Source organism: Alkalibacillus silvisoli, from assembly GCF_039521975.1.
GTDB classification, from domain to species: domain Bacteria; phylum Bacillota; class Bacilli; order Bacillales; family Alkalibacillaceae; genus Alkalibacillus; species Alkalibacillus silvisoli.
Genome location: NZ_BAAACZ010000011.1, coordinates 65,126 through 89,951 on the forward strand (window position 1 = coordinate 65,126; position 24,826 = coordinate 89,951).

Sequence of the window (24,826 nt, forward strand, 5' to 3'; positions counted from 1 at the left end):
ACACCGAATTAATTCGGTGTTCGCCTTAAAATATGTCGGGATACATTTCCCTTAAAGTAACTTTGGATATCTTATGCTTTTAATTTGTTTATTTCTTTCTCAACTGGAGTTACATAAACGGTTTGCTGGTTTTCGTATGTGACGTAACCTGGTTTTGCTCCATTTGGCTTTCTTACATGCTTGATCTTCGTGTAGTCAACCGGAACAGAAGAAGATAATTTAGCTTTACTGTAATAAGCTGCAATCATGGCTGCTTCTAATATGGTCTTTTCACTTGGATCATTTGAGCGTATTATAACATGCGAACCTGGGATGTCCTTTGTATGAAGCCAAAGATCCTCTTTATTAGCCATCCTGTTGGTGATGAATTCATTTTGTTTATTATTACGTCCTGCGATAATTTCAGTTCCGTCTGATGATTGGTAGTGATCTGGGGTAACCCATTTTTGTTTCTTCTTTTTAGTTTTGCTTTGCCTTTTTTTAATATAGCCTTCTTCTTGTAGCTCTTCACGTATATCCTCAATGTCGTCTTCACGTGCTTGTTCTAATTGTTGAATTAAACGCTCCAGATATTCAATTTCTTTTTTCGCTTTTTCTATTTCAACGTGGACGATTTCTTTTGATTTCTTAAGCTTTTGGTATTGTTTAAAGTAATGTTGAGCATTCTCGCTCGGTGTTTTGTTAGGATTTAATTGAAGTGTTATTTCATTTTGTTCAGGGTCATAATAATCCATTACAGACACCGTTTCATCACCTTGTTTTACGCGGTGTAGGTGTGCTGTTAATAACTCTCCGGATTTTTGGTAATCATCAGCTTTCTCAGCTTTTTTTAACGTTATTTGTTGCTTTTTAATTTTACGCTCGTTTTTAGCTTTTTCATTTTTTAGTAATCGCATTATGTCATGGGTTTGATTTTTAACACGATCACGTTCAGCTTTACCTTCATAATACGTATCTAACATAGCACTAATTGAGTTAAAGGTCTCCACTTCACCTGCTAAGTTAACGCCTTTTAACACGTGAAAGTCTTCTTTTGTCCCTGTAAAAATCTTTGGTTCGTAATCATGTTCAGCAATAGGGTGTTTAAAGGAATCGAATGCTTTAGCATATTGCTCATTTGACCCTAAATAAGCTTGGTTTGCTAATGATTGTGTAATGACTGGTGAAAAGCCCATTAGCAAGTTCATCATTTGTTTGTCAATTTTACCTTGGTTAAAGTCAAGTTTCTTAACAAATTCATTACCATCAAGTGATAATGGGTTGATCTTACCTTGTTCTGGTGGGGCGATATAGGTTTGCCCTGGTAAGATCGTTCTGTGACGGTTTTGCGCTGGGGATATATGTTTCAAACTATCTAAAATTACATGTCGCTCTGGGTCTACTAGTATCGCATTACTATGTTTTCCCATTAATTCAATTATAAGTATTTTATTCTTTTCATCACCAATTTCATCTTTACTTCGAATGGAAATATGAATAATTCTTTCTAAATCGACTTGCTCGATTCGATCAATAAAGCCTGCAGCCAAATATTTCCTTAAAACCATACAAAACATTGGAGGTTCTTTAGGGTTTGTGAACTTTTGATCAGTTAAGTGGGCTCTAGCATAGCTTGAATGAGTTGAGATCAGTAGGCTATGGTTTGTGCCTTTATTTCTAACAGTGAGAATTAGCTCACTACCCGTTGGTTGATAGATCTTTTGGATGCGGCCACCTTCTAAACCTTTTAATTCATTTGTAACAGCTCTTGTTACGACTCCATCAAATGGCATATTTATCACCTCATAATAGTTAAGTATAGCACGAACAATCAATTCATTAATAGCCGTTAACAGTTGAAAATTGGTTCCATTTAATGCGACAATATAAGATGAACTTCAGGTCAGCAAGGGTTCCTCATCCCACTGGTGCTTAGAGTAGCTGCAGTTTAGTAGCGTCCGTTAATCCTAGCTTAATAACTTTAATTGCTTTGAAGATTTGAAACAAAACCCTATGGACGGTTGCAACGTGATAAAAGGTAATAGGAAATGGTGATCTTATGGTAAAAAGTATGACTGGATATGGGCAAGCAATTCAAAAATTAGACGATTTACAACTATCTGTTGAAGTTAAAACTGTTAATCATCGATTCTTAGATTATTCTTTTAAAATGCCACGAGAATTAATGCCATTTGAAGAACAAATGAAAAAGCAAATAAAAAATTTTGTTGTACGTGGCCGTGTCGATATTTTTATACATATTAATGGTCAATCTTTAAAAGACCAAACGATTCGTGTAAACTGGCCAATTTTAAATCAGTATATTCAACGTATTGAGGAAATTAAACAACAGACGAAAATCGAAGGTGAATTTAAGTTAGACCAATTGTTTCAATTAGATGATGTGTTTGTACTCGAAGAACAAGGTGAATTAGGTGCTGAAGTTGAAGAAGCATTATATAGGGCTATGGATGAGGCAATAAACGATGTGTATGCTATGCGTGTTGAAGAAGGAGAAGCTTTAAAGCATGATGTATTAAAATATTGTGAAGAAATTGAACGAATGACAAGTCAATTAGATGAGGAGAAAGATGAAATTAAACAAGCTTACTATGACAAAGTTTCTACTCGTTTAAAAGAGTTTGGTGAGATATCTATTGACGAAAGTCGTTTGTTACAAGAGATCGCGCTTTTAACAGATAAAGGAGATATAACAGAAGAGATCACGCGGATTCTATCACATGTTGAGCAAATTAGAGGGCTAGTCAATAGTGATGAGGCGATTGGTAGACGTTTAGATTTCTTAACACAAGAATTGCACCGAGAAGCGAATACAATTGGTTCTAAATCTAATGATGTTCAACTAAGTAAGATTGCAGTAGCTTTAAAGAGTGTGATTGAGAAAATTAAAGAACAAGTCCAAAATATTGAATAATATTTGAGTTTTTGATTATTTTTAGACTATAATAGTGTTATTATATAAGAATAAAATGTTAGGGGAGAAGAGGATGAATTTAAAATTAATTAATATCGGATTTGGAAATGTTGTTTCTGCTAATCGAATTATTTCGATCGTATCACCCGAATCAGCCCCGATCAAACGTATTATTACGGTTGCACGTGATAATAATAAGCTAGTTGATGCTACATATGGAAGACGAACAAGAGCTGTAATTGTAACAGATAGTGACCACGTTATTTTATCCGCTGTACAACCAGAAACAGTAGGACAACGTGTCGTTAATGAGGATATGAACATCGACAACTAGGAGGAACTGTTGTGAAAGATGAAAAAGGTATTTTATTTATTCTTTCGGGACCATCTGGTGTAGGAAAAGGAACCGTTAGAAAAGCATTATTCGACCAAGACCCTGATTTAGCCTATTCAATATCTGTAACAACAAGGCCATCCCGTGAAGGTGAAAAGGATGGTGTTGATTACTTCTTTAAAGCAAAAGAAGACGTTTTGAAGATGATTGAACAAGGTGAATTAATCGAGTATGCTGAGTATGTAGGGAACTATTATGGAACACCTAAAGCATATGTGGAACAAACATTAGAAGAAGGACGCGATGTCTTTTTAGAAATTGAAGTTCAAGGTGCTATGCAAGTTAAAGAAAACTTCCCAGAAGGTGTGTTCATTTTCTTATTCCCACCAAGTTTAGAAGAATTGAAAAACAGGATTATTAACCGTGGGACTGAAACAGAAGACCTCGTTAGAAATCGTTTATTAGAAGCGAAAAAAGAAATCGACATGATGGACGCATATGATTACGTGGTTGTTAATGATGATATTGAGAACGCTGTCAGTCGAATTGAATCAATAGTCATAAGTGAACATTGCAAACGAGAGCGTATTGCTAGTCAATACAAAAAAGCTATAGGGAGTGTTGAATTGTGATTTTAGAGCCGTCTATTGATAACTTATTAAATAAAATTGACTCTAAGTATGCCATAGTGATTACCTCAGCTAAGCGTGCACGAGAGTTACATGAAGAACAGAATTATATGCTAGACAATCACAGGTCACCTAAGTATGTAGGTCAAGCGTTAGAAGAGATTATGGATGATAAACTAACGGTAGAAGACTATAAATAAACAAGGAAAATTCGCGCATGCAGGTTGGTGTTGGATTAGTGTTTTTGAATTCACCACCTAGCGCACGATATTGACTTATCCGAAAAGAACAACCTGCTATTCAGGTTGTTCTTTTTCGTACATGTTATAAACGATAATCTTGGAGGAGAGACGATGAAACAAGGTCAAAAAGTTTTGCTAGGTGTATCAGGTGGGATCGCAGCCTATAAAGCTTGTGCACTGACAAGTAAATTAGTTCAACGTGGCTATGATGTAAAGGTAATAATGACTGAAGGAGCAACACAATTTGTTAATCCGTTAACGTTTCAGGCGTTATCACGTAACCCGGTTTATACAGATGCTTTTGATGAAAAGAACCCTGAAAAAATCGCTCATATCGATTTAGCCGATTGGGCTGATACGATTATTTTAGCCCCTGCAACAGCCCATTTACTAGGTCGTGTTGCAAGTGGACTTGCTGATGATATGTTAACGACGACTTTACTAGCAACAACTGCTAAAGTTTATGTCGCCCCAGCAATGAATGTCCATATGTATGATCATCCTTCAGTCAAGACGAATTTAAAAACACTAGAAGGTTATGGCTATCACTTTATTGAACCAGGTGATGGTTATTTAGCTTGTGGTTATGTAGGGAAAGGGCGTTTAGAAGAGCCAGAGAGAATTATTGAGGTAATAGAACAACATCAGTCTAAAGAACAACCCTTAGCAGGGAAGAAAGTCTTAGTAACAGCCGGACCGACGATAGAAGTGGTTGATGCGGTTCGTTACTTTACGAACCATTCATCGGGGAAAATGGGCTTTGCGATTGCTGAGGTAGCGAGGCAGTTAGGTGCTGAAGTAACCTTAGTCACAGGACCAGTACAACTAGATGAACCAGTTGGTGTAGAAGTAATTAACGTAACATCAGCTAAAGACATGTATGATGCTGTTACTAAACAGTTTAATGAGCAGCATATTGTTATTAAAGCAGCAGCAGTTGCTGATTATCGCCCTAAAAAACAACATTCTCGCAAAATGAAGAAGCAAGATGATGACTTAATGATTGAGATGGAGAGAACTGATGATATTTTAAAAACGTTAGGTAAGCTTAAAACAGATCAATATTTAGTAGGATTTGCTGCTGAAACGGACAAGCTACTTGAGTATGGTCAAGGTAAGCTTGAACGGAAAAATTTAGACGCGATTGTGATTAATGATATTAGTGAAGAGCAGAATGGGTTTAAATCAGACACGAATGCAGTACATGTTCTAACAAATAAAGGTTTTAATAAAGCGATCCCTTTAAAATCTAAACACGAAATTGCATCTCAATTATTCTCTATTTTCATAGGTGAAATGTCAGGTGATGGTAGTTGAAAGTAGCGAAAGTTGTTGTAGACGTAGCTGTATCCGCGATTGATTCATTATTTGATTATGAAATACCAAAACAATTACAACAAGTTGTAAAACCAGGTGTAAGAGTGATTATTCCATTTGGTCCCCGTAAAGTAATGGGTTTTGTTATTGAGGTAACGGATTTCAGTCACTTTGATAAGCTAAAGAAGATCGATTCAGTCATGGATTATGAACCGGTTTTAACCCGTGAATTACTAGACCTTTCTAAATGGTTACAACAAGAAACGCTTTGCTTTAGAGTGTCAGCACTACAAGCAATGCTACCAGCTGTTTTTAAAGCGAAGTATGAAAAAGAAGTGTGGCTAATCACAGAAGAAGACCAACTGCCGTTTGAGTGGCAAATGTTCACACAAGGTAGAGAGGTTTTTCCATTTGAAGAGTTAGAAAGCGCAGGGATTAAAGCGAAGGAAATATCTAAGTTTGTTGAAGAACAATTAATTGAAATTAAGTATGTTGTAAAAGGGAAAAACAAAGTTAAGACCGATACATATGTTGAGAGAATGGTTGAGGAAGTTAAGTTAATTGAACAATTAGATGAACTTGGTAAACAAGCTAAAAAGCAACGTAATGTTATTGAATATTTACTCGATCATGATAAGCCTCTACGATTGAAGGAATTAATGCAACACGTTGATGTGACTAGAGCGCCTATTAAATCACTTGAGAAAAAAGGTTTAATTAAACTTGTTCAAAAAGAAATTTACCGTGATCCCCATCAAGCCAATCATGAATTAACAAAGCCACTTCCCTTAACAAGTGAACAACAAAACGTGATTAACCCTGTAATAGATCAGATTAATCAAATTAAGCATGAAATGTTTCTATTACACGGTGTAACCGGAAGTGGTAAGACTGAAGTTTACTTACAATCCATTGACCGAGTGTTACAAGATGACAAGGAAGCCATTGTTCTAGTACCAGAAATCGCACTTACCCCTCAAATGGTCACACGATTTAAATCTCGTTTTGGTGATGATGTTGCTGTTTTACATAGTGGTCTATCAACTGGTGAGAAATATGATGAATGGCGCAAGATCCACCGTAAAGAGGTGAAAGTCGTTGTTGGGGCGAGATCGGCAATTTTTGCTCCTTTTGAAAATATCGGAATTATTATAATTGATGAAGAACACGAAACGACTTATAAGCAAGAAGATTATCCGAAATATCATGCTAGAGAAGTCGCGAAATATCGAGGGAAATATCACCAATGTCCTGTTATTTTAGGAAGTGCCACTCCGACATTAGAAAGCTATGCACGAGCACAAAAAGGTGTCTATCAATTATTAGAATTAACTGAACGTGTAAACGAGCAAGCTTTACCGGATATGAAAATCATCGATATGCGAAAAGAACTAGAAAAAGGAAATCGCACGATGTTTTCTGATGCATTAGTTGAAAAAATTAACGACAGAATTAAACGTAAAGAACAAGTTGTTTTAATGTTAAATAGAAGAGGCTACTCCACTTTTGTCATGTGCCGGGAGTGTGGTGAAACTGTACAATGCCAACATTGTGATATTTCAATGACTTACCACCGGACAAATCATAAACTAAAGTGCCATTACTGCAATGAAGAACAAGCAATGCCAAATCAGTGCCCAGAATGTGAAAGCGAAGCCATTCGTTTTTTTGGAACTGGCACTCAGAAAGTTGAAGAAGCTTTAAAGGAGCACTTTGAACAAGCAAGAATCATTCGTATGGATGTTGATACGACAAGCAGAAAAGGTGCACATGAAAGATTATTAAAGAAGTTTGGTAATCAAGAAGCCGATATTTTATTAGGCACACAGATGATCGCTAAAGGGTTAGATTTTGAGAATGTGACATTAGTTGGAGTAATTGCTGCTGATGCGATCCTTCATTTACCAGACTTTAGAGCTTCTGAAAAATCATTTCAATTATTAACACAAGTTAGTGGTCGTGCAGGCAGGCATGAACTACCTGGTGAAGTTATTGTCCAAACTTATACACCTGAGCATTATACAGTAAAATTAGCAGCTCAATATGATTTTGAAGGCTTTTTTAAACGTGAGATGCAAGTTAGAAAAAGGTTTTTATATCCACCCTATTACTTTTTAGTTTTAATTAACATTTCCCATGAGAATCATGTTAAGGCTGTTGAAGTCTCACAAAAAATAGCTAATTTGTTAAGTGAACAGCTTGGAGAGACAGTCCAATTAATGGGCCCGTCTCCTTCACCAATGTTAAGAATTAAAGATCGTTTTCGTTATCAATTGATGATAAAATATAAAAGCCGTACCGACGTTGATAAACCGTTAGAAAATGTATTAAATACTTTTCAAAAAGAAATAAATAGAGAAGACTTACAATTAACTGTCGACTTTGAACCGTATTATTTTATGTAAAAGGCTTTTAAAATATTGTGTTGGTATATTAATTAATTTAAATAACGGACTTTTAAAGAGTTTTGTAGAAAAAAAGGAGTTATATATGACAAAGCGTATTGTATTTATGGGAACACCAGATTTTAGTGTCCCTGTATTAGAGAAAATGATTGAACAAAAAAACCAAGTAGTTGCAGTCGTAACTCAACCAGACCGACCTAAGGGAAGAAAAAAAGTATTAACACCACCGCCTGTTAAAGAGTGTGCAATGAAACACAAGATCCCGGTCATTCAACCCGAAAAAATAAAAACTGACTATCAAGAAATATTAGATTATAAGCCAGATCTAATAGTAACAGCGGCTTACGGTCAAATATTACCTAAAGAAATTTTAGAAGTCCCACCATTTGGATGTATTAATGTTCATGCTTCTTTATTACCGAACTTGCGAGGTGGTGCTCCGATTCACTATGCTATCTTAGAAGGGCATAAGGAGACTGGTGTGACAATAATGTATATGGTTGAAGCGCTAGATGCTGGAGCGATGATTGCAAAAGATCGTGTCAAAATTGAAGAAGATGATCATGTTGGCACATTACATGATAAGTTATCTGAAGTGGGTGCCGATTTATTAGTTGAAACGTTGCCGAAACTGTTTGCGAATGAAATTAAACCTATAGAGCAAAATCATGAAGAAGCAACATTTGCATCTAATATTAAACGTGAACAAGAACGAATTGATTGGAGTCGAACACAACAAGAGGTTTATAACCAGGTTCGAGGATTACACCCATGGCCAGTAGCTTTTACAACTTATCAAAATCAAACACTTAAGATTTGGTGGAGTGAGAAAGTGCACCAAGACACTAACCAAGCTTTTGGAACAATAGTTAAAGTCGATGAACATGAAGGGGTCTTTGTTGCAACTGGTGATGGGAAGTTAATCAAGATTACAGAATTACAACCTGCTGGTAAAAAACGAATGAAGGCAACTGACTTTCTAAGAGGATCAAAAGACTTTTTTGAAACTGGAGAGAAACTAGGGTGATGATATGACTAAACAAAAAACAGTAAGAGATATTGCATTACAGTTATTACAGCGTGTAAGTGAGAGTGGTGGGTTTAGTCATATTTTAATTAATCAGGCAATCTCACAACATCAAGTTAAGCAGGAAGATAAAGGGCTGTTAACAGAAATCGTTTACGGTACATTACAACGTCAAATGACTCTCGATTTTTATTTAGAACCTTTTGTCGGGAAGAAGAAAATGGATCATTGGGTTAGAACCCTTTTAAGAATGTCAGTTTATCAAATGGTCTATTTATCTCGTGTACCTGACCATGCGGTAATTAATGAAGCGGTAACCACCGCTAAGAAAAAAGGACACAAAGGTATTAGCGGTTTTGTCAATGGTGTGTTAAGAAATGTTCAACGAAAAGGTGTACCGTCATTTGATACGATTACAGATGAGCTAGAGCGTTTAGCTATTGAAACAAGTCATCCTGAATGGTTAGTTAGAAGGTGGGAGTCACAGTACGGATTTGATCTGACAAAAGATATGTGTCAATCAAATATTGAGTCGAAACAAGTTTCAGTGCGCATTCAACCTATGAAAATAGAGATCAAACAAGCCATAAGTCAGTTGAGTGAGGAAGGAATTGACGTAGAAAGGTCTCCTCTATCAGAACAAGGGTTAAATGTTGTTAAAGGCAATGTATTACATAGTGAACTTTTTCCTGAATCACTAACAATACAAGATGAAACGTCGATGTTAGTCTCAGAAATGTTAGATGTTAAACCAGATATGAAAGTGTTAGATGCGTGTAGTGCACCAGGTGGTAAGACCACACACATTGCTGAAAAAATGCTCTCACAAGGTGAAATTTACGCTTATGACTTACATCAATCAAAAGTGAAACTTATTAATGAGAAAGCGCGAGTATTAGGTTTAACTAATATTGAAACGAAAGCATATGATAGTCGTGAGTTAGAAGACAATCATGACCCAAACACATTTGATCGAATCTTACTTGATGCACCTTGTACAGGCCTTGGAGTACTAAGGAGTAAGCCTGATATTAAATATCATAAAAAAGAAGATAACATATACCAATTAGCACAAAATCAGTATGATTTATTAAGATCGGTTATTCCATTATTAAAGGAAAATGGTAAACTAGTATATAGTACATGCACCGTAGACCGGCATGAAAATGAAGAACAAATCATTCAGTTATTAAACGATCATTCTGAATTAGAAATTGACCCAACATTTTTTGAAGAATTGCCGACTGTTTGTCATAAATTAGCTGGTATAACAGAGTACGGCATTCAAATATTCCCACAAGACTTTAATGCAGATGGTTTTTTTATAACGCGCTTACGTTATAAGTAAATTGAAATGAAGTGAGGTGCATGGAAGAATGCATGCTGTTTTTAAAACAGACAAGGGGAAAATTCGAGAAGCAAATGAAGATTTTGGTGGTGTCTTCTATAACACTGACCGTCAGCTACTTGCCATTGTTGCTGATGGAATGGGCGGACACCAAGCTGGTGATGTCGCCAGTCGACTTGCTGTAGAAAAGCTTAAAGAGTATTGGGAGGCGGCATTAGCCTTTAAAGATAGTGAAGAGTTAGAAGTTTGGCTAGAGACTGTTATTAAAGAAGCTAATGATGTGTTAAAGGAACATGCACAAAATAACACTGAATGCAAAGGCATGGGAACAACGTTAATTGCTGCTACAATTTTAGGAGAACAAATTGTCGTGGCTCACATTGGTGATAGCCGTTTGTACCATATAACAGAAGAGACTATAGAGCAAAAAACTGAAGACCATTCGTTTGTAAATGAACTTGTTTTACAAGGGCAAATTACCAAGGAAGAAGCAGAATCGCACCCTAGAAAAAATGTATTAACACGTGCATTAGGAACTGAGGATGAAGTGTCAGTTGATACGTTAACCTACCCATGGCAAAGTGGTTCTTACTGTTTGTTATGTACTGATGGTTTAACGAACAAATTATCAGACGGAGACATTCTTGATATTGTGAGTAAAAATGAAACTGAGGAAGAAAAAGTGGATAAACTGTTAAATGAAGCCAACCATCGCGGTGGTGAAGATAATATTACTGTAGCTTTGATTAGTTTTACAGATGTAGAATCGGGTGATGGTACATGGTGATCGGAAATGTATTAAACGAAAGATATAAAATTATACAATTTGTTGGCGGCGGAGGAATGGCCAATGTTTACTTAGGTAAAGACCTAATCCTAGACCGTGATGTAGCGATTAAAATTCTGAAGATGGAGTATTCAAATCATGAAGAATTTAAAGCGAGGTTTAGTCGTGAAGCGGAAGCCGCTATAAGTTTATCGAATGAACATATTGTTAATATTTTTGATGTTGGTCAAGAAGATGATATTCATTACATGGTGATGGAATATATTGATGGCATGACATTGAAAGAATATATCCAACATAAAGGGACTGTTTCAATGCATGAAGCAGTTCGAATCATGGTTCAGTTATCTGATGCAGTAAGACATGCACATGATAATGGCATTATTCACCGCGATATAAAGCCACAAAATATATTAATCGACCACCAAGGTAATGTGAAGATTACAGACTTTGGCATAGCGAGAGCACTTAGTTCGACATCGATAACGAAAACAAATGATGTAATGGGCTCAGTCCATTACCTTTCACCAGAGCAAGCTCGTGGTGGGACTGCAACTGAAAAGTCTGACATTTATTCATTAGGGATCGTCTTGTACGAGCTTTTAACAGGAAGATTACCATTTTCAGGTGAATCGGCTGTTTCGATTGCACTTAAACATATGCAGACAGAACCACCTTTTGTCCGAAGCTTTAATCCTGAAATACCACAAAGTTTAGAAAATGTCGTTTTAAAAGCAACTGTGAAAAATCCAATTCATCGGTTTCTATCAATCGAAGAGTTTCGGGAAAATATCGAAACAGTATTTGATCAATCAAGATTAAATGAAGAAAGATATCTTCCACCAGAAGAAGAAGGTGAAGACACGAAAATCATACCAGCTATTCAATCTCAAGATGTAAATGCTAATGATGACGATACAATCGTTTCTACCAATCATGGTGAAGAAACTAAAAAGAAGAAATCGAAAAAATGGGTTATTATTATAACTTCTGCTTTAGCTCTTTTACTCACTGCATTTCTTTTTGCTTTATTTGTATTACCAGGACTGTTTATGCCTGATGATGTGACGGTGCCAGATTTAGAAGGTTATAGTTATGAAGAAGCGGTGACTGAATTGTCTAATTTGGATTTAGAGGTAGAGCGTGAATCTGTATTTTCTGATGAAGTAGAAGATGGTTATGTGATTCGTTCTCAACCTAGTAGTGGTTCAACTATTAAAGAAGGTTCTACTGTTAGATTATATACTAGTCTTGGACAGGAAAAGGTAGAATTTCCTGACTATGTAGGGAGCGATTTCAACCAAACGAGACGTTATTTAGAAGCTAATGGATATGGTGAAGTGGTTAAGTACGAGCGAGAGTCAGAACAACCAGTAGGTGAAATTATTAATCAAATTCAACCAGAACCTGGAGAAGAAATTATACCTGAAGATACCCGGGTTATTTTTGATGTTAGCCAAGGGCCACCAAGTATTTCAATTCCTTCATTCACTAACTGGACATTAGATGAAGTAGAAGATTATGCACAAGAACATGAGTTAACACTGGATACTGACCAAGAGTACTCAGATGATTTTTCTGAAGGAAGAGTTATCAGACAAGAGCCAAGGTCGAACTCTGAGTTAGAGCGTGGTGATTCCATATTGGTTTATATATCTGAAGGTGCAGAACCTAGACCAATTACAGAAGAGGTTGAATTTACAGTAAGCTATGATGAAGAATTAGATCAAGAAGCTGAGGAAGATGAAGAATTAGAGCCTGAAGGTCAGCAAATATTAATTTATGTTGAAGATCAAAATAATAGTATAAGTAGCGTTTATGAAGAAGATATTATTTTTGAAGATACTACTTATACTATAGAATTGACGATTGAACCAGATGAGACGGGTGAGGTAAGGGTCGAAAAAGAAGGTGAGCTTTATTACGAGGAAACCATTCCTTATGAATCAGGAGAGGATTAATGAATGACCCAAGGTAAAATAATTAAAGCATTAAGTGGTTTTTATGATGTGTTAGTCGGTGAAGAAATCTATCGATGTAAGGGGAGAGGTGTTTTTCGTAATCAGAATATTTCACCTTTAGTTGGTGATTATGTTGATATCTCCTTACAAGAAGATTCTACTGGAACGATCCAAACTGTTCATAAGCGGGATAACGAATTGATTAGACCTCCTATTGCTAATGTCGATCAGGCGATGGTTGTTACATCTATGGTTGAACCTGAATTTAACCCATTATTACTGGACCGGTTTCTCGTACTTGTTGAGAGTAAAGGATTAGATGCTCTGATTTTATTTAGCAAAGAAGATTTAGTGGATAACAAGCTGAATGAACAACTCAATGACTATATACTCACTTATGAAGAAATCGGTTATAACATCGTTAAAATTTCAACTGAAATGAGCGATTTATTTGCGAAAATAAAGCCTTATTTATCAAATCAAACATCCGTCATCGCAGGTCAATCAGGTGTAGGGAAGTCGACGTTATTAAACCATTTAGATGATTCTTTAAACATTGAAACCGGGGAGATTTCTAAAAGTTTAGGTCGAGGCAAACATACAACCCGCCACGTTGAGCTATATTCATTAGGTGGCGGCTTTGTAGCTGATACTCCTGGTTTTAGTGCGTTAGATTTTGATGAGTTAGATTTAGAAGATTTAAGAGTTTGCTTTTTAGAGTTTTTAAAGTTTGAAGATGGGTGTAAATTTAGAGGTTGCAATCATATTAATGAACCTAAATGTGCAGTGAAGCAAGCCGTTGAAGAAAATCGTATTAAAAGTTTTAGATACGAACACTATCAGCAATTCTATGAAGAAATTAAAAACAGAAAGCCGAGGTATTAAATATGGTAAAAATAGCCCCATCAATACTATCTGCTGATTTTTCAAAGTTAGCTGATGAGATCAAATCAGTCGAACAAGATGTAGATTATATCCATGTTGATGTTATGGACGGTCATTTCGTACCGAATATTACGATTGGTCCATTAATAGTTGATGCTATTCGTCCTGTGACTGACTTACCTTTAGATGTGCATTTAATGATTGAAAATCCAGATCGTTATGTTCCACAGTTTGCTCAAGCTGGGGCGGATTTGATTTCAGTTCATGTTGAGGCTTGTTCTCACTTACATCGTGTTATTCAGCAAATTCGTCATGAAGGAGTTAAGCCAGGAGTTGTTATTAATCCGGCAACACCAGTCTCAGCAATTGAACCCATTCTAGAGGATGTCGACCTTGTTTTAGTCATGACTGTAAACCCAGGATTTGGCGGTCAGTCATTTATTGAGTCAACTTTATCTAAAATTGAAAGACTTAAAGAGTTGAAAAATCAATATGGCTATAACTATGAAATTGAGGTTGATGGTGGTGTTAAAGCATCAACAGCTAAAGCTTGTGTTGATGCAGGAGCAGAAGTGTTAGTAGCAGGAAGTGCTATTTTCAACCATGACGATCGCTCTTCTGCTGTTAGAACGATCAAAAAAAGTTATGAACAATCTGTCTAGGGTGATGAAGGTGAAAGTCATTGGTATAGTGGCGGGAGGTCCTCAAGTGGACTTGCCGCCTTTAGATCATTATAAGGATATTAACATGTGGGTTGGTGTTGATTTCGGCGCGTACATCTTAAGCCAAATTTTAGGCAATTTTGATTTGGCGGTTGGTGACTTTGATTCAGTAGATAATAAAGAATTTAAAATGATTGAATCAAAAGCAAGTCAAATTGAAAAACATCCCACTGATAAAGATGATACGGATTTAGAGTTGGCAATCCAAATGGCTATTGAGTTAAATCCAGATCAAGTTTATATATTTGGCGCAACAGGTGGTCGTAAAGATCATGAGTGGATTAATATTATGTTATTAAAGAAATTTAACGAAAGTGGGATAGAAGCGTGGATTTGTAATAACCAAAATGAAATAACGTTAAAAAAACCAGGACATTATCAATTAAAGCGAGATGATCGCTTTCAATATGTATCTTTCCTCCCGATTAGTGAATCAGTACACAATTTATCTTTAAAAGGTTTTCTCTACGAATTAGACGATACGACTGTTATGAGTGGTTCATCTTTAACCGTTTCTAATCAATGGAACGAAAAAATCGGTACTTATTTATTCACTGAAGGCATATTAATAGTTGTAAAGAGTCGTGATTAACTATGATTCATTAATGCAATCGTGTTGGTATAGGAGGGGGAAGATGAAATTTTATACGTTTAAGCTTCCTAGGTTTTTAGGAGGTATCGTTAGAACAATGATGGGACTCATTAAGAAGGATTAGGTTGACGTAAAAAGGGCTGGCTTAAAGTATTCAAAATCTTTAAGCTTCAGCCCTTTTTACGTGTTCTAAAGCGCATTATACGCGTTGAACTTTACCAGATTTTAATGCACGTGCAGAAACATAAACTTTTTGTGGTTTACCATCTACCATGATACGCACCTTTTGTACGTTTGATTTCCATTTACGTTTATTGGCATTCATCGCGTGTGAGCGATGGTTACCAGTTGACGTTTTACGTCCTGTTACTTGGCATTTACGAGCCATTTAAAATCCCTCCTGCATTATCTTCTTTTAAATCACTTTATCTACTTTACCACATGGTTAAACGGATTTCAACGATTGAATGGTCAGTTTGCCATGGTAAGACCCACATGAGCTTAACGGATGCCAATGACCTATTCAGTACCACTAACCATGGGAGAAGGGTGATGAATACTCCTAAGATAGAAGTTTCGCTTTATCAAGTTTATTCACTTGACACATTTTTGATGAATCAGTAACCTTTTAAAATGAAACAGGTTGTAGTAAAATAGCCATAGTCATTGTCACGAACCGAGGAGGATGGATATGTCAATTGAATTTCAAAATAGTTATGGTCAGGTAACAGTTTCCAAGGAAGTTATTTCTACAATTGCTGGTGGCGCAGCTATGGAATGCTATGGTATAGTTGGTATGGCTTCAAAAAAGCAGTTTAAAGACGGCTTATCAGAGATCTTAGGCAAAGAGAACTTCACTAAAGGAGTTGTTGTGAGACAAGATGATGGTGAGCTGAATATTGATATGTACATCATTGTTAGTTACGGAACTAAGGTGTCAGAAGTAGCTCACAATGTCCAAAATCAAGTGAAATATGCCTTAAAACGAATGGTAGGACTAGATGTTGTATCCGTAAATATTTATATTCACGGTGTTCGAGTGACTACATAGATGATTGTTGTGGACGAAGGAGGAAAATAGTGTGTCTAATCATACATTAAATGGTGAGAAATTCGCACAGATGATATTATTAGGTGCTAATCATTTATCAAACCAATCTCAAATGATTGATTCTTTAAATGTATTCCCTGTTCCAGATGGTGATACGGGTACGAATATGAATTTAACGATGACTTCTGGTGCAACAGAAGTTGAGAAAGTTACAGACAATCATGTTGGAGAAGTTGCAAGTGCATTAGCGAAAGGTTTGTTAATGGGAGCAAGGGGTAATTCAGGTGTGATTTTGTCCCAATTATTTCGAGGCTTTTCAAAAAGCGTTAAAGACAAAGAAACTCTAACGACCCGTGACTTAGCAGACGCTTTAGAGGCAGGTGTCGAAACGGCTTATAAGGCAGTTATGAAGCCAGTAGAAGGTACTGTTTTAACCGTTGCGAAGGATGCAGCTAAAAAGAGTGTAGAAGTAGCGGAGTCAGAAGAAGATTTAATATCATTTTTTGAACAAGTGTTAAAAGAGTCGAAAGCTTCATTGGAACGTACACCAGACTTACTTCCTGTTTTAAAAGAAGTAGGTGTAGTTGATAGTGGTGGACAAGGTTTAGTTACAGTTTATGAAGGATTTTTAGCTTCATTAAAAGGTGAAGAAGTACCTGAAGCTAGCTCTCTACCTTCATTAGATGAGTTAGTAAATGCTGAGCACCATAAAATGCACCAAGATTTTATGGAGACTGCAGAAATTGAATTTGGTTACTGTACTGAATTTATGGTTCGGTTTGAAGAAGATAAAATAAATGACAATCCATTTGATGAAGAACAATACCGTCAAGACTTAAGCGAGCACGGTGACTCATTGCTTGTTGTAGCTGATGATGAAGTAGTAAAAGTGCACATCCATGCTGAATATCCTGGTGAAGTAATGACATTAGGCCAAAAGTACGGTAGCCTAATTAATATTAAAATTGAAAACATGCGTGAACAACACACATCAATTGTTGGCGAACAGAAGAAAGAAGAAGCTCCAACTAAACGTCAATCATTAGCTGTAGTAACAGTTGGTATGGGTGATGGTATTAAAGAGATGTTTGAAAGTCTAGGTGCATCAATTGTAATCGAAGGCGGTCAAACAATGAATCCAAGCACACAGGATATTGTAGAGGCTGTTAATAAGGCAAATGCTGACAATGTTTTAGTATTACCAAATAATAAAAACATTGTTATGGCAGCTGAACAAGCTGGAGATTTAACAGATGCGAAAGTGAAAGTGGTTCCGACAAAGACTGTTCCTCAAGGTATGAGCGCTATGTTGGCATTGAATTTTGATGCTTCACTAGAAGATAACCAAGAAGCAATGTCTGAAGCGATGCAGTTTGTTAAAACAGGACAAGTAACGTATGCAGTTCGTGATACTCAAATTGATGGCCGTGAAATTGAAGAAGGTAACTTTATGGGTATTTTAGATGGTGCTATTAAAGCGGTTAATCCTGATAAGATGGATGCGATTAACGAATTATTAAACAACCTAGTTGAAGATGAAGAAGATGAAATTGTAACGATCCTTCAAGGAGAAGAAGGCACTGATGAAGAAGTAGAACAAATTGAAAAATATATCGAAGAACATTTTGAAGAGATTGAAGTAGAAGTTCATAAAGGGAATCAACCAATCTATTCTTATATCTTTTCTGTAGAGTAATTATTTATATATCATAACCATTAAGGAAGAACTCAGGGAGTCTGGGTTCTTCTTTTTATGACATAAAAAGAGGCTCTACAATATTTGTTAACGTAAAATTGTGCCGCTTGCTTTAATTTCAGAATAATGGTAATATAATTAAAATTATATAATTATACGATGATGAGAGAAAGTAAATGAAATCAATTCATTACAGAGAACTCTGGTTTGCTGAAAAAGGAGTATGTATATTTCCATTGAAAACAAGTCTCGGAGTTTCATGCTGGATTTGAATAAATGATAGTGTGACAGGTGCTCCTGTTATAGAGCCGAAGTATGCTTGTACTTTTTTAGGTTAATATGGTGACATATTAACAAACTGAGGTGGCACCACGACTTATGGTATCGATAATCTCGTCCTCAAGACTTAAGGTCTTGAGGGCGAGATTTTTTTATTTATATAAGTGATTACTGGAGAGGGAGTGTCAGCATTGAAAAACCGTTTTGCTACTTGGAAGTACCCTTCAATTTTATTAATAGGAGTCGGTGTGTCAAATGTAGGTGAATGGATATATTTTATTGCTCTAAATTTAATTGTTTTAGAAATGACGGGTTCACCTTTAGCGGTATCCGCTTTGTATATGATAAAACCATTGGCCACATTATTTACGAATTTCTGGGCTGGAACGTTTGTAGACCGCTTAAACAAAAAATATTTGATGATTTTCCTAGATATATTTAGAGCAATTATTATTTTCATATTACCTTTAGTGACTTCTCTAGTATTGATTTATTTAATTGTATTTTTAATAAATATGGCTAGTTCTATATTTGAACCTACTTCCATGACTTATGTAACAAAATTAATTCCAAAACAAAAAAGGAAAAGGTTTAATTCTCTGTATAGTCTAATTACTTCAGGCGCATTTTTAACTGGACCTGCGATAAGTGGGACTTTGTTTCTTATTGGCTCACCTATGTTAGCGATTTACACAAATGCAATTGCTTTGTTAGTTTCAGGGTTAATTACATTCTTTATGCCCAATGTTGAGAAGAAATCTTCAACATTTCAACCATTGAATAAACTATCGTTTAAAGTTATTAAAGCTGATTGGGAAAGTGTGATTCATTTTGCGCGGGTACAGACTTCAGTGATGGTCATTTATTTATTGTTTAGTTGTATTATGGTCATAATGGCAAGTGCGGTTGATTCTCTTGAAGCTGCTTTTGCGACGGAGGTTTTGTCACTAAGAGATAGTGAATATGGCTTTTTAGTATCTATTGCTGGTGCAGGCATCGTGGTGGGGGCATTCATAAATTATATAACCGTCAATAGTGTAAAGATTTCATATTTAATAGGTTTAGGCACTTTGTTTGTATCAATAGGTTATATGATCTACGCATTTTCAAATACATTTATTTTTGCAGCCATTGGATTTTTCACATTAGCATTTTTCATTGCTTTTGCTAATACAGGGTTTCTTACATTTTATCAAAATAATATACCAGTTGAAATGATGGGGAGAATAAGGAGTATATTTAGCTTGGTAGAGGCATTACTTATTATCATCTTAACTGGTATTTTAGGGTTGGTTGCTCAATTAGTTTCTGTTGAGAGTGCTGTCCAATTAGGTGTTATATTCATGTTAATAATATCTGTGTTTTTATTAGTTGTAAGTTTACTTCCTTCTAAAGAAATTATATTCCAGTCATCTGTTAACCCTTAAATATAAGCTCTAATAAAGCTTAGTGTAATTCTGGTGTGATGGATTGGATATAATAAAACCTCTCCAGACAGGGTGTGTTGACCCTTAACTGGAGAGGTTTTATTTAAACGAAACCTTTAATTAAGAATTCGAGTAAAAATAAGCTAGAAATGATGATTAATAGTGGTGTTACTTCATCTTTTCTACCTGCTACAATTTTAACAATTGGATAGGCTATGAAACCAAACGCCATTCCATCAGCAATGCTGTACGTAAAAGGAATCATAAACATAATCAAAAATGTTGGAAATGCTTCTGTTAGATCGTCCACTTTAATGTGCTTAATGTTTTGCATCATTAAGACACCCACTATGATTAGAATAGGGCTAATAGCGTTTGCTGGTATAAGTGAAATATAAGGAATTAAGAAAAAGGTTCCTAAAAACAATATACCAATTACAACGCTTGTGAGCCCAGTTCGTGCCTTTGCAGCAATAACAGCAGCGGTTTCTGCTGCAGGAATTGTCGGTGAAGTACCGAAAAAGCCACTAAAAGTTGCAGCAAGAGCACTACTTTTGTTCGCTTTGTGGAAAGCTTGGTGGCGATTAAGCATGTCCAATTGTCCATGTAATAAACCCATGCTTTCAAAGATGAGTACGATGGATAATGGTAAGACAGCGATCCAAAATGTTAAACCAAATATATGGTCAAATGTTGGTAATACCATGAAGTTAGCTATACTTTCAGCTGTAATTGTTGTTTGGTCAGTGTCTAATACACCAAATCCATAAGCAATTAACGTTCCAATCACCATTGTGATCAAAAAGTTAGCGGGGACATTTTTAACAAATAAAATGACACCGACTAGTAAAGAAAGTAAGCTTACGACTACATAAGGAGAAGAGAAATCTCCTAAAGAAATAATGGAATAGTCACCACTGACAATTAACCCACCATTTTCTAAGCCGATTAATACGAGGAATAAACCTAAACCGATCGTAATGCCATGCTTTAAAGCATCGGGAATCGCTTTTTTGAACTGGTCACCAAGTGGAGTGATAGCCGTAATTAAAAAGATTAAACTGGCTACAACAACAACACCTAATCCTTGTTCATAAGTGAAATCGTACTGTAGTACAATTGAGTATGCGAATAATGCATTGACTCCCATTCCTGGTATGATAATGATTGGTACCCTAGCCCAAATACCGACTAGAATACAACCTACTGTACTTGCTAGGATCGTTGCAATCATAGCATCTTCAGGGCTTATACCAGCATCACTTAATATCGCACTATTAACAACGACGATATAAACGGTTGTTAAATAACCAATTAAACCGGCAATGACCTCGCTTAACCAACGATTGTTAGGCCAATTTTTCATGATTACTCCTTCTTTAATTGTAAGCCCTCGCCCACCCGAGTTCTTAAAACCCAAAGCATATTATAATCACAATCGTTCAGATAATCAAACAAAACTAAACAGTAAACGTTGAATAAGTGTTGGAATTTTAAGCGTTTAACGATAAAATAGTGATAGACTTAAGGATAACAAAGGAGTGTGTCCGTTATGAAATTTAGATCGGTTTTTGATATTATTGGTCCAGTTATGATTGGCCCTTCAAGTTCACATACAGCTGGTGCTGCACGCATTGGTAAGATGGCGCGTGAATTGTTTGGGCGTCAACCAGACTGGGCGAAAATTCATTTATATGGCTCTTTCGCTAAAACTTATCAAGGCCATGGTACAGATGTCGCTTTAGTTGGTGGCATTTTAGGTTTTGATACCTATGATGAACGAATAAAAGATGCGTTAAATTTAGCAGAGGAAGCAAATGTTAATATAGAATTTATTGAAGAGGATGGCGCTTCTGAACACCCTAATACAGCGCGTATTGAAATGGGAGATGAAGATGGCGAGTTTGAATTAGTAGGTATTTCGATTGGCGGAGGTAAGGCAGAAATTACAGAATTAAATGGCTTTGAACTTCGTCTTTCCGGCCAGTCTCCAGCTATTTTAGTTATGCACAATGACCGTTTTGGTGCAATAGCTTCTGTAACAAGTGTTCTAGCAGGTAATGAGATTAATATTGGACATATGGAAGTTGCTAGAAAAGAAGAAGGAAAAGAAGCGATGATGATTATCGAAACGGATGAAAGAATACCAGATTATGTGATGGATGAATTGAATAACTGTGAAAATATATTGCAAGTAGTGACAATCTCGGAGTAAGGGAAGGAGTGAAAGCATATGATGTTTAAACATGTGAGTGAACTAGTTAAACAGGCAGAGACATTAGAGGTTCCAATTTCAGAAGTGATGATCAGACAAGAAGTAGAAGAGACAGGTAAACCGCGTGAAGAAATCGTAGCTGAAATGGGACGTAATTTAGATATTATGGAGAAATCTGTTGAGGATGGATTGGAAGGTGTTAAATCTCGCTCAGGATTAACAGGTGGAGATGCTGTATTGGTTCAAAAGTATATGGCTGAACAAGAGACACTATCAGGTAACCTATTATTAGATGTTGTTAGTAAAGCAGTTGCTACAAACGAAGTAAATGCAGCGATGGGAACGATTTGTGCAACACCAACTGCTGGTAGTGCAGGGTGTGTTCCGGGTGTTTTATTTGGACTTAAACCTCGTTTAAATCCAACTAGAGATCAGATGATTCGCTTTTTATTTACATCTGGTGCATTCGGTCAAGTAGTCGCCAATAACGCATCAATCTCTGGTGCTGCAGGAGGCTGTCAAGCAGAGGTTGGTTCAGCTGCTGGTATGGCAAGTGCTGCTGCAGTTGAATTAGCTGGGGGTACACCGCAACAATCAGCTGAGGCGATGTCGATTACACTTAAGAACATGTTAGGTTTAGTATGCGACCCAGTAGCTGGTTTAGTAGAAGTCCCTTGTGTAAAACGTAATGCAATGGGTTCTTCTCAAGCTATTGTTTCTGCTGATTTAGCATTGGCAGGCGTAACGAGTACGATTCCAACTGATGAAGTAATCGGTGCGATGTTTAGAATTGGTGAAAGTATGTCACCAGCACTTAAAGAAACAGCAGAAGGCGGATTAGCCGCAACACCTACTGGAAGGGAATTGGCTAAGAAAGTATTCGGACCTGCTATGGGAAGTGAGTGATCGCTTGTGTTAAACGAACCGGTTAATCAGATACCTAGTGTCGGTGACAAAACTGAGGAACAGCTAGCTATGCTAGACATTACGAAAGTGGGAGATTTACTCTTCCACTTTCCTTTTCGTTATGACTTTTTAGAATTAAAACCGTTAGAAGAAATTGCCCATGAAGAAGTCGCTACAATCCAAGGGGAAGTAGTGTCCGAGCCGAATGTATCGTTTTACGGCAAGAAAAAATCACGTTTAAATTGCACGATTCAAGTTGGTGTTGTTGCAGTAAAAGCAGTTTTTTTTAATCAAGCCTTTTTAAAAGATCAATTACAAGTCGGACAAACTGTGACCTTAACTGGTAAGTGGGATATGCATAGGTTACAAATGACGGTTCATAAATTTCATCGTCAGTCATTTGAAGAGGCGAATTCAATTGAGCCTGTCTACCATACAAAGGGCAAGTTGACACTTGGTCAAGTTAAAAAGTTAATCAACTACGCCCTAAAATCCTCTTTAGAAGAAGTTGATGAGATATTACCGGAGAAATACCTACATAATTACAAAATTCCACAAAGACAGACCGCTATTAAAGAGCTCCATCAACCTTCATCGAAAGCTCGCTTGAAGCATGCTAGAAGGCGATTTATTTACGAAGAGTTGTTTTTATTTCAATTAAAAATGCAATATATTAGGCGAGAAAATAAAGCGCAATCGATTGGTACACATAAAGAATATGACCAAGATCAACTGAAAGATTTCGTTAGTCGACTTCCGTTTGAACTGACAAGTAGTCAAAAACGTGTATTAAAAGAGATTATGGATGATTTGAAAAGTGCTAGTCGTATGAACCGCCTCCTGCAAGGTGATGTAGGATCTGGTAAAACGGTTATTGCTGCTATTGCTTTATATACAACAGCTTTATCAGGACAACAAGGTGCTTTAATGGTGCCTACGGAAATACTAGCAGAACAACATGAAGAATCTTTAAACGAATTACTGGGTGATAAGCTTAAGGTCGCATTGTTAACCGGGTCTATTAAGGGTAAGAAACGTCAGGATATATTAACGCGTTTAGAAAATGGTGAGATTGACTTGCTAGTAGGAACACATGCATTAATTCAAGATGATACACTGTTTAACCAATTAGGCTTAGTCATTATTGATGAGCAACATCGCTTTGGTGTCTCGCAACGAAAAACGTTACGTGACAAAGGACTAACACCGGATGTACTGTTTATGACGGCCACTCCGATTCCACGAACTTTATCAATCACTTCTTTCGGTGATATGGATGTATCGGTTATTGACGAAATGCCAAAGGGGCGTTTACCTGTTGAAACGTATTGGGTGAAAGAAAATATGATCGAACGGATTCATCAGTTTCTAATTGAACAAATAAACAAAGGTCATCAGGCATATGTGATTTGTCCTTTAATTGAAGAATCTGACCAACTAGATATTCAAAATGCAGTTGATGTCTTTGAAGAATTAAATGACATAATGCCCGAATCGATTAAAGTAGGGTTAATGCACGGTCGTCTGTCAGCTCAAGAAAAAGAGGAATTAATGCGTCAATTTGCTGAAAATGAAGTTCAATTACTTGTTTCAACTACGGTAATTGAAGTGGGTGTTAACGTCCCTAATGCAACAACAATGGTTATTTATGATGCTGAACGGTTTGGGCTAGCTCAACTTCACCAATTGCGAGGTCGAGTTGGACGTGGTAGTGAGCAAAGTTATTGCATCTTACTCGCTGATCCTAAAAGTGAAAATGGAAAAGAACGAATGCGCGTTATGACTGAAACGACAGATGGCTTTGAATTATCAGAACATGATCTTCAAATAAGAGGACCAGGTGACTTCTTTGGTAAACGTCAAAGTGGCTTACCAGAGTTTAAGGTGGCAAACATTGTCGATGATTACAGAGCATTAGAAGTCGCTCGCCAAGATGCAGTTAATGTGATGAATGATAGAAAGCTAGAAGAGGACTCAGAATATGCTCGAATTAAGTCATTGATTGAATCAGACCCATTAATTCAAGAGCGAATTTTTGATTAATGATTGCATATTAGGGCAACGTATTATATATTACTATTAGGACCTA

Annotated in this window: 23 protein-coding genes and 1 other annotated feature; of the genes, 20 read left to right on the top strand and 3 right to left on the bottom strand. The window is 36.5% G+C overall.

Annotated elements, in window-relative coordinates; translation table 11 throughout:
* Positions 1-71: 71 nt before the first annotated feature.
* A complete protein-coding gene (locus ABDZ63_RS07715; RefSeq protein ID WP_343782867.1) occupies positions 72-1,772 on the bottom strand; it encodes an Rqc2 family fibronectin-binding protein in 1,701 nt (566 codons plus the stop codon).
* 266 nt (positions 1,773-2,038) lie between these two features.
* Here ABDZ63_RS07715 and ABDZ63_RS07720 point away from each other — a divergent pair, with 266 nt between their 5' ends.
* The 14 genes from ABDZ63_RS07720 to spoVM all read left to right on the top strand — a co-directional run bounded on the left by ABDZ63_RS07720 (position 2,039) and on the right by spoVM (position 15,287).
* A complete protein-coding gene (locus ABDZ63_RS07720) occupies positions 2,039-2,914 on the top strand; it encodes a YicC/YloC family endoribonuclease (protein ID WP_343782868.1) in 876 nt (291 codons plus the stop codon).
* 73 nt (positions 2,915-2,987) lie between these two features.
* Complete coding sequence (gene remA / locus ABDZ63_RS07725; RefSeq protein ID WP_017186428.1) at positions 2,988-3,248, top strand: extracellular matrix/biofilm regulator RemA; 261 nt, start codon at positions 2,988-2,990, stop codon at positions 3,246-3,248.
* 11 nt (positions 3,249-3,259) lie between these two features.
* Positions 3,260-3,880, top strand: coding sequence for a guanylate kinase (gene gmk / locus ABDZ63_RS07730; protein ID WP_343782871.1), 621 nt, complete (start codon positions 3,260-3,262; stop codon positions 3,878-3,880).
* Positions 3,880-4,077 (top strand): DNA-directed RNA polymerase subunit omega, encoded by a 198-nt coding sequence (gene rpoZ, locus ABDZ63_RS07735; RefSeq protein WP_343783191.1) that lies wholly within the window; start codon positions 3,880-3,882, stop codon positions 4,075-4,077. Before gmk ends, rpoZ begins: the two co-directional genes overlap by 1 nt.
* A 153-nt stretch (positions 4,078-4,230) precedes the next feature.
* Positions 4,231-5,436 (top strand): bifunctional phosphopantothenoylcysteine decarboxylase/phosphopantothenate--cysteine ligase CoaBC, encoded by a 1,206-nt coding sequence (coaBC, locus tag ABDZ63_RS07740; RefSeq protein WP_343782873.1) that lies wholly within the window; start codon positions 4,231-4,233, stop codon positions 5,434-5,436.
* Positions 5,433-7,841 (top strand): primosomal protein N', encoded by a 2,409-nt coding sequence (priA, locus tag ABDZ63_RS07745; protein ID WP_343782874.1) that lies wholly within the window; start codon positions 5,433-5,435, stop codon positions 7,839-7,841. Before coaBC ends, priA begins: the two co-directional genes overlap by 4 nt.
* 85 nt (positions 7,842-7,926) lie before the next feature.
* A complete protein-coding gene (fmt, locus tag ABDZ63_RS07750) occupies positions 7,927-8,868 on the top strand; it encodes a methionyl-tRNA formyltransferase (protein WP_343782875.1) in 942 nt (313 codons plus the stop codon).
* A gap of 4 nt (positions 8,869-8,872) precedes the next feature.
* Complete coding sequence (rsmB, locus tag ABDZ63_RS07755) at positions 8,873-10,216, top strand: 16S rRNA (cytosine(967)-C(5))-methyltransferase RsmB (RefSeq protein ID WP_343782876.1); 1,344 nt, start codon at positions 8,873-8,875, stop codon at positions 10,214-10,216.
* Between the two features lie 28 nt (positions 10,217-10,244).
* Positions 10,245-11,003, top strand: coding sequence for a Stp1/IreP family PP2C-type Ser/Thr phosphatase (locus tag ABDZ63_RS07760; RefSeq protein ID WP_343782877.1), 759 nt, complete (start codon positions 10,245-10,247; stop codon positions 11,001-11,003).
* Positions 10,997-12,964, top strand: coding sequence for a Stk1 family PASTA domain-containing Ser/Thr kinase (pknB, locus tag ABDZ63_RS07765; protein ID WP_343782878.1), 1,968 nt, complete (start codon positions 10,997-10,999; stop codon positions 12,962-12,964). The genes ABDZ63_RS07760 and pknB overlap by 7 nt, the downstream gene beginning before the upstream one ends.
* A gap of 3 nt (positions 12,965-12,967) precedes the next feature.
* On the top strand, positions 12,968-13,849 hold the full coding sequence (rsgA, locus tag ABDZ63_RS07770; protein ID WP_343782879.1) for a ribosome small subunit-dependent GTPase A: 882 nt from the start codon (positions 12,968-12,970) through the stop codon (positions 13,847-13,849).
* A 2-nt stretch (positions 13,850-13,851) separates the two neighbouring features.
* A complete protein-coding gene (rpe, locus tag ABDZ63_RS07775) occupies positions 13,852-14,511 on the top strand; it encodes a ribulose-phosphate 3-epimerase (RefSeq protein ID WP_343782880.1) in 660 nt (219 codons plus the stop codon).
* Between the two features lie 4 nt (positions 14,512-14,515).
* Positions 14,516-15,163 (top strand): thiamine diphosphokinase, encoded by a 648-nt coding sequence (locus ABDZ63_RS07780; RefSeq protein ID WP_343782881.1) that lies wholly within the window; start codon positions 14,516-14,518, stop codon positions 15,161-15,163.
* Between the two features lie 43 nt (positions 15,164-15,206).
* Entirely contained in the window at positions 15,207-15,287 is an 81-nt protein-coding gene (spoVM, locus tag ABDZ63_RS15835; protein WP_425541967.1) for a stage V sporulation protein SpoVM, read from the top strand.
* Between the two features lie 75 nt (positions 15,288-15,362).
* On the opposite strand, the gene rpmB is transcribed toward spoVM, so the two are convergent.
* Positions 15,363-15,551, bottom strand: coding sequence for a 50S ribosomal protein L28 (rpmB, locus tag ABDZ63_RS07785; RefSeq protein ID WP_017186334.1), 189 nt, complete (start codon positions 15,549-15,551; stop codon positions 15,363-15,365).
* Positions 15,552-15,854: 303 nt separating this feature from the next.
* Here rpmB and ABDZ63_RS07790 point away from each other — a divergent pair, with 303 nt between their 5' ends.
* The 3 genes from ABDZ63_RS07790 to ABDZ63_RS07800 all read left to right on the top strand — a co-directional run bounded on the left by ABDZ63_RS07790 (position 15,855) and on the right by ABDZ63_RS07800 (position 19,616).
* The gene (locus ABDZ63_RS07790; RefSeq protein WP_343782882.1) at positions 15,855-16,214 is read left to right on the top strand and encodes an Asp23/Gls24 family envelope stress response protein; all 360 of its coding nucleotides are present in this window, start codon (positions 15,855-15,857) and stop codon (positions 16,212-16,214) included.
* 31 nt (positions 16,215-16,245) lie between these two features.
* On the top strand, positions 16,246-17,910 hold the full coding sequence (locus ABDZ63_RS07795; RefSeq protein ID WP_343782883.1) for a DAK2 domain-containing protein: 1,665 nt from the start codon (positions 16,246-16,248) through the stop codon (positions 17,908-17,910).
* A gap of 150 nt (positions 17,911-18,060) precedes the next feature.
* Positions 18,061-18,314 (top strand) — a binding site (T-box leader).
* A 66-nt stretch (positions 18,315-18,380) separates the two neighbouring features.
* The gene (locus ABDZ63_RS07800) at positions 18,381-19,616 is read left to right on the top strand and encodes an MFS transporter (RefSeq protein ID WP_343782884.1); all 1,236 of its coding nucleotides are present in this window, start codon (positions 18,381-18,383) and stop codon (positions 19,614-19,616) included.
* 103 nt (positions 19,617-19,719) lie between these two features.
* On the opposite strand, the gene ABDZ63_RS07805 is transcribed toward ABDZ63_RS07800, so the two are convergent.
* The gene (locus ABDZ63_RS07805; RefSeq protein WP_343782886.1) at positions 19,720-20,982 is read right to left on the bottom strand and encodes an NCS2 family permease; all 1,263 of its coding nucleotides are present in this window, start codon (positions 20,980-20,982) and stop codon (positions 19,720-19,722) included.
* 186 nt (positions 20,983-21,168) lie between these two features.
* Here ABDZ63_RS07805 and sdaAB point away from each other — a divergent pair, with 186 nt between their 5' ends.
* The 3 genes from sdaAB to recG are packed head-to-tail and all read left to right on the top strand — an operon-like array spanning position 21,169 to position 24,780.
* Positions 21,169-21,831 (top strand): L-serine ammonia-lyase, iron-sulfur-dependent subunit beta, encoded by a 663-nt coding sequence (gene sdaAB, locus ABDZ63_RS07810; RefSeq protein ID WP_343782887.1) that lies wholly within the window; start codon positions 21,169-21,171, stop codon positions 21,829-21,831.
* A 21-nt stretch (positions 21,832-21,852) separates the two neighbouring features.
* Positions 21,853-22,737 (top strand): L-serine ammonia-lyase, iron-sulfur-dependent, subunit alpha, encoded by an 885-nt coding sequence (gene sdaAA, locus ABDZ63_RS07815; RefSeq protein WP_343783192.1) that lies wholly within the window; start codon positions 21,853-21,855, stop codon positions 22,735-22,737.
* Between the two features lie 6 nt (positions 22,738-22,743).
* Positions 22,744-24,780, top strand: coding sequence for an ATP-dependent DNA helicase RecG (gene recG / locus ABDZ63_RS07820; RefSeq protein WP_343782888.1), 2,037 nt, complete (start codon positions 22,744-22,746; stop codon positions 24,778-24,780).
* The last annotated feature ends 46 nt before the right edge of the window (positions 24,781-24,826 follow it).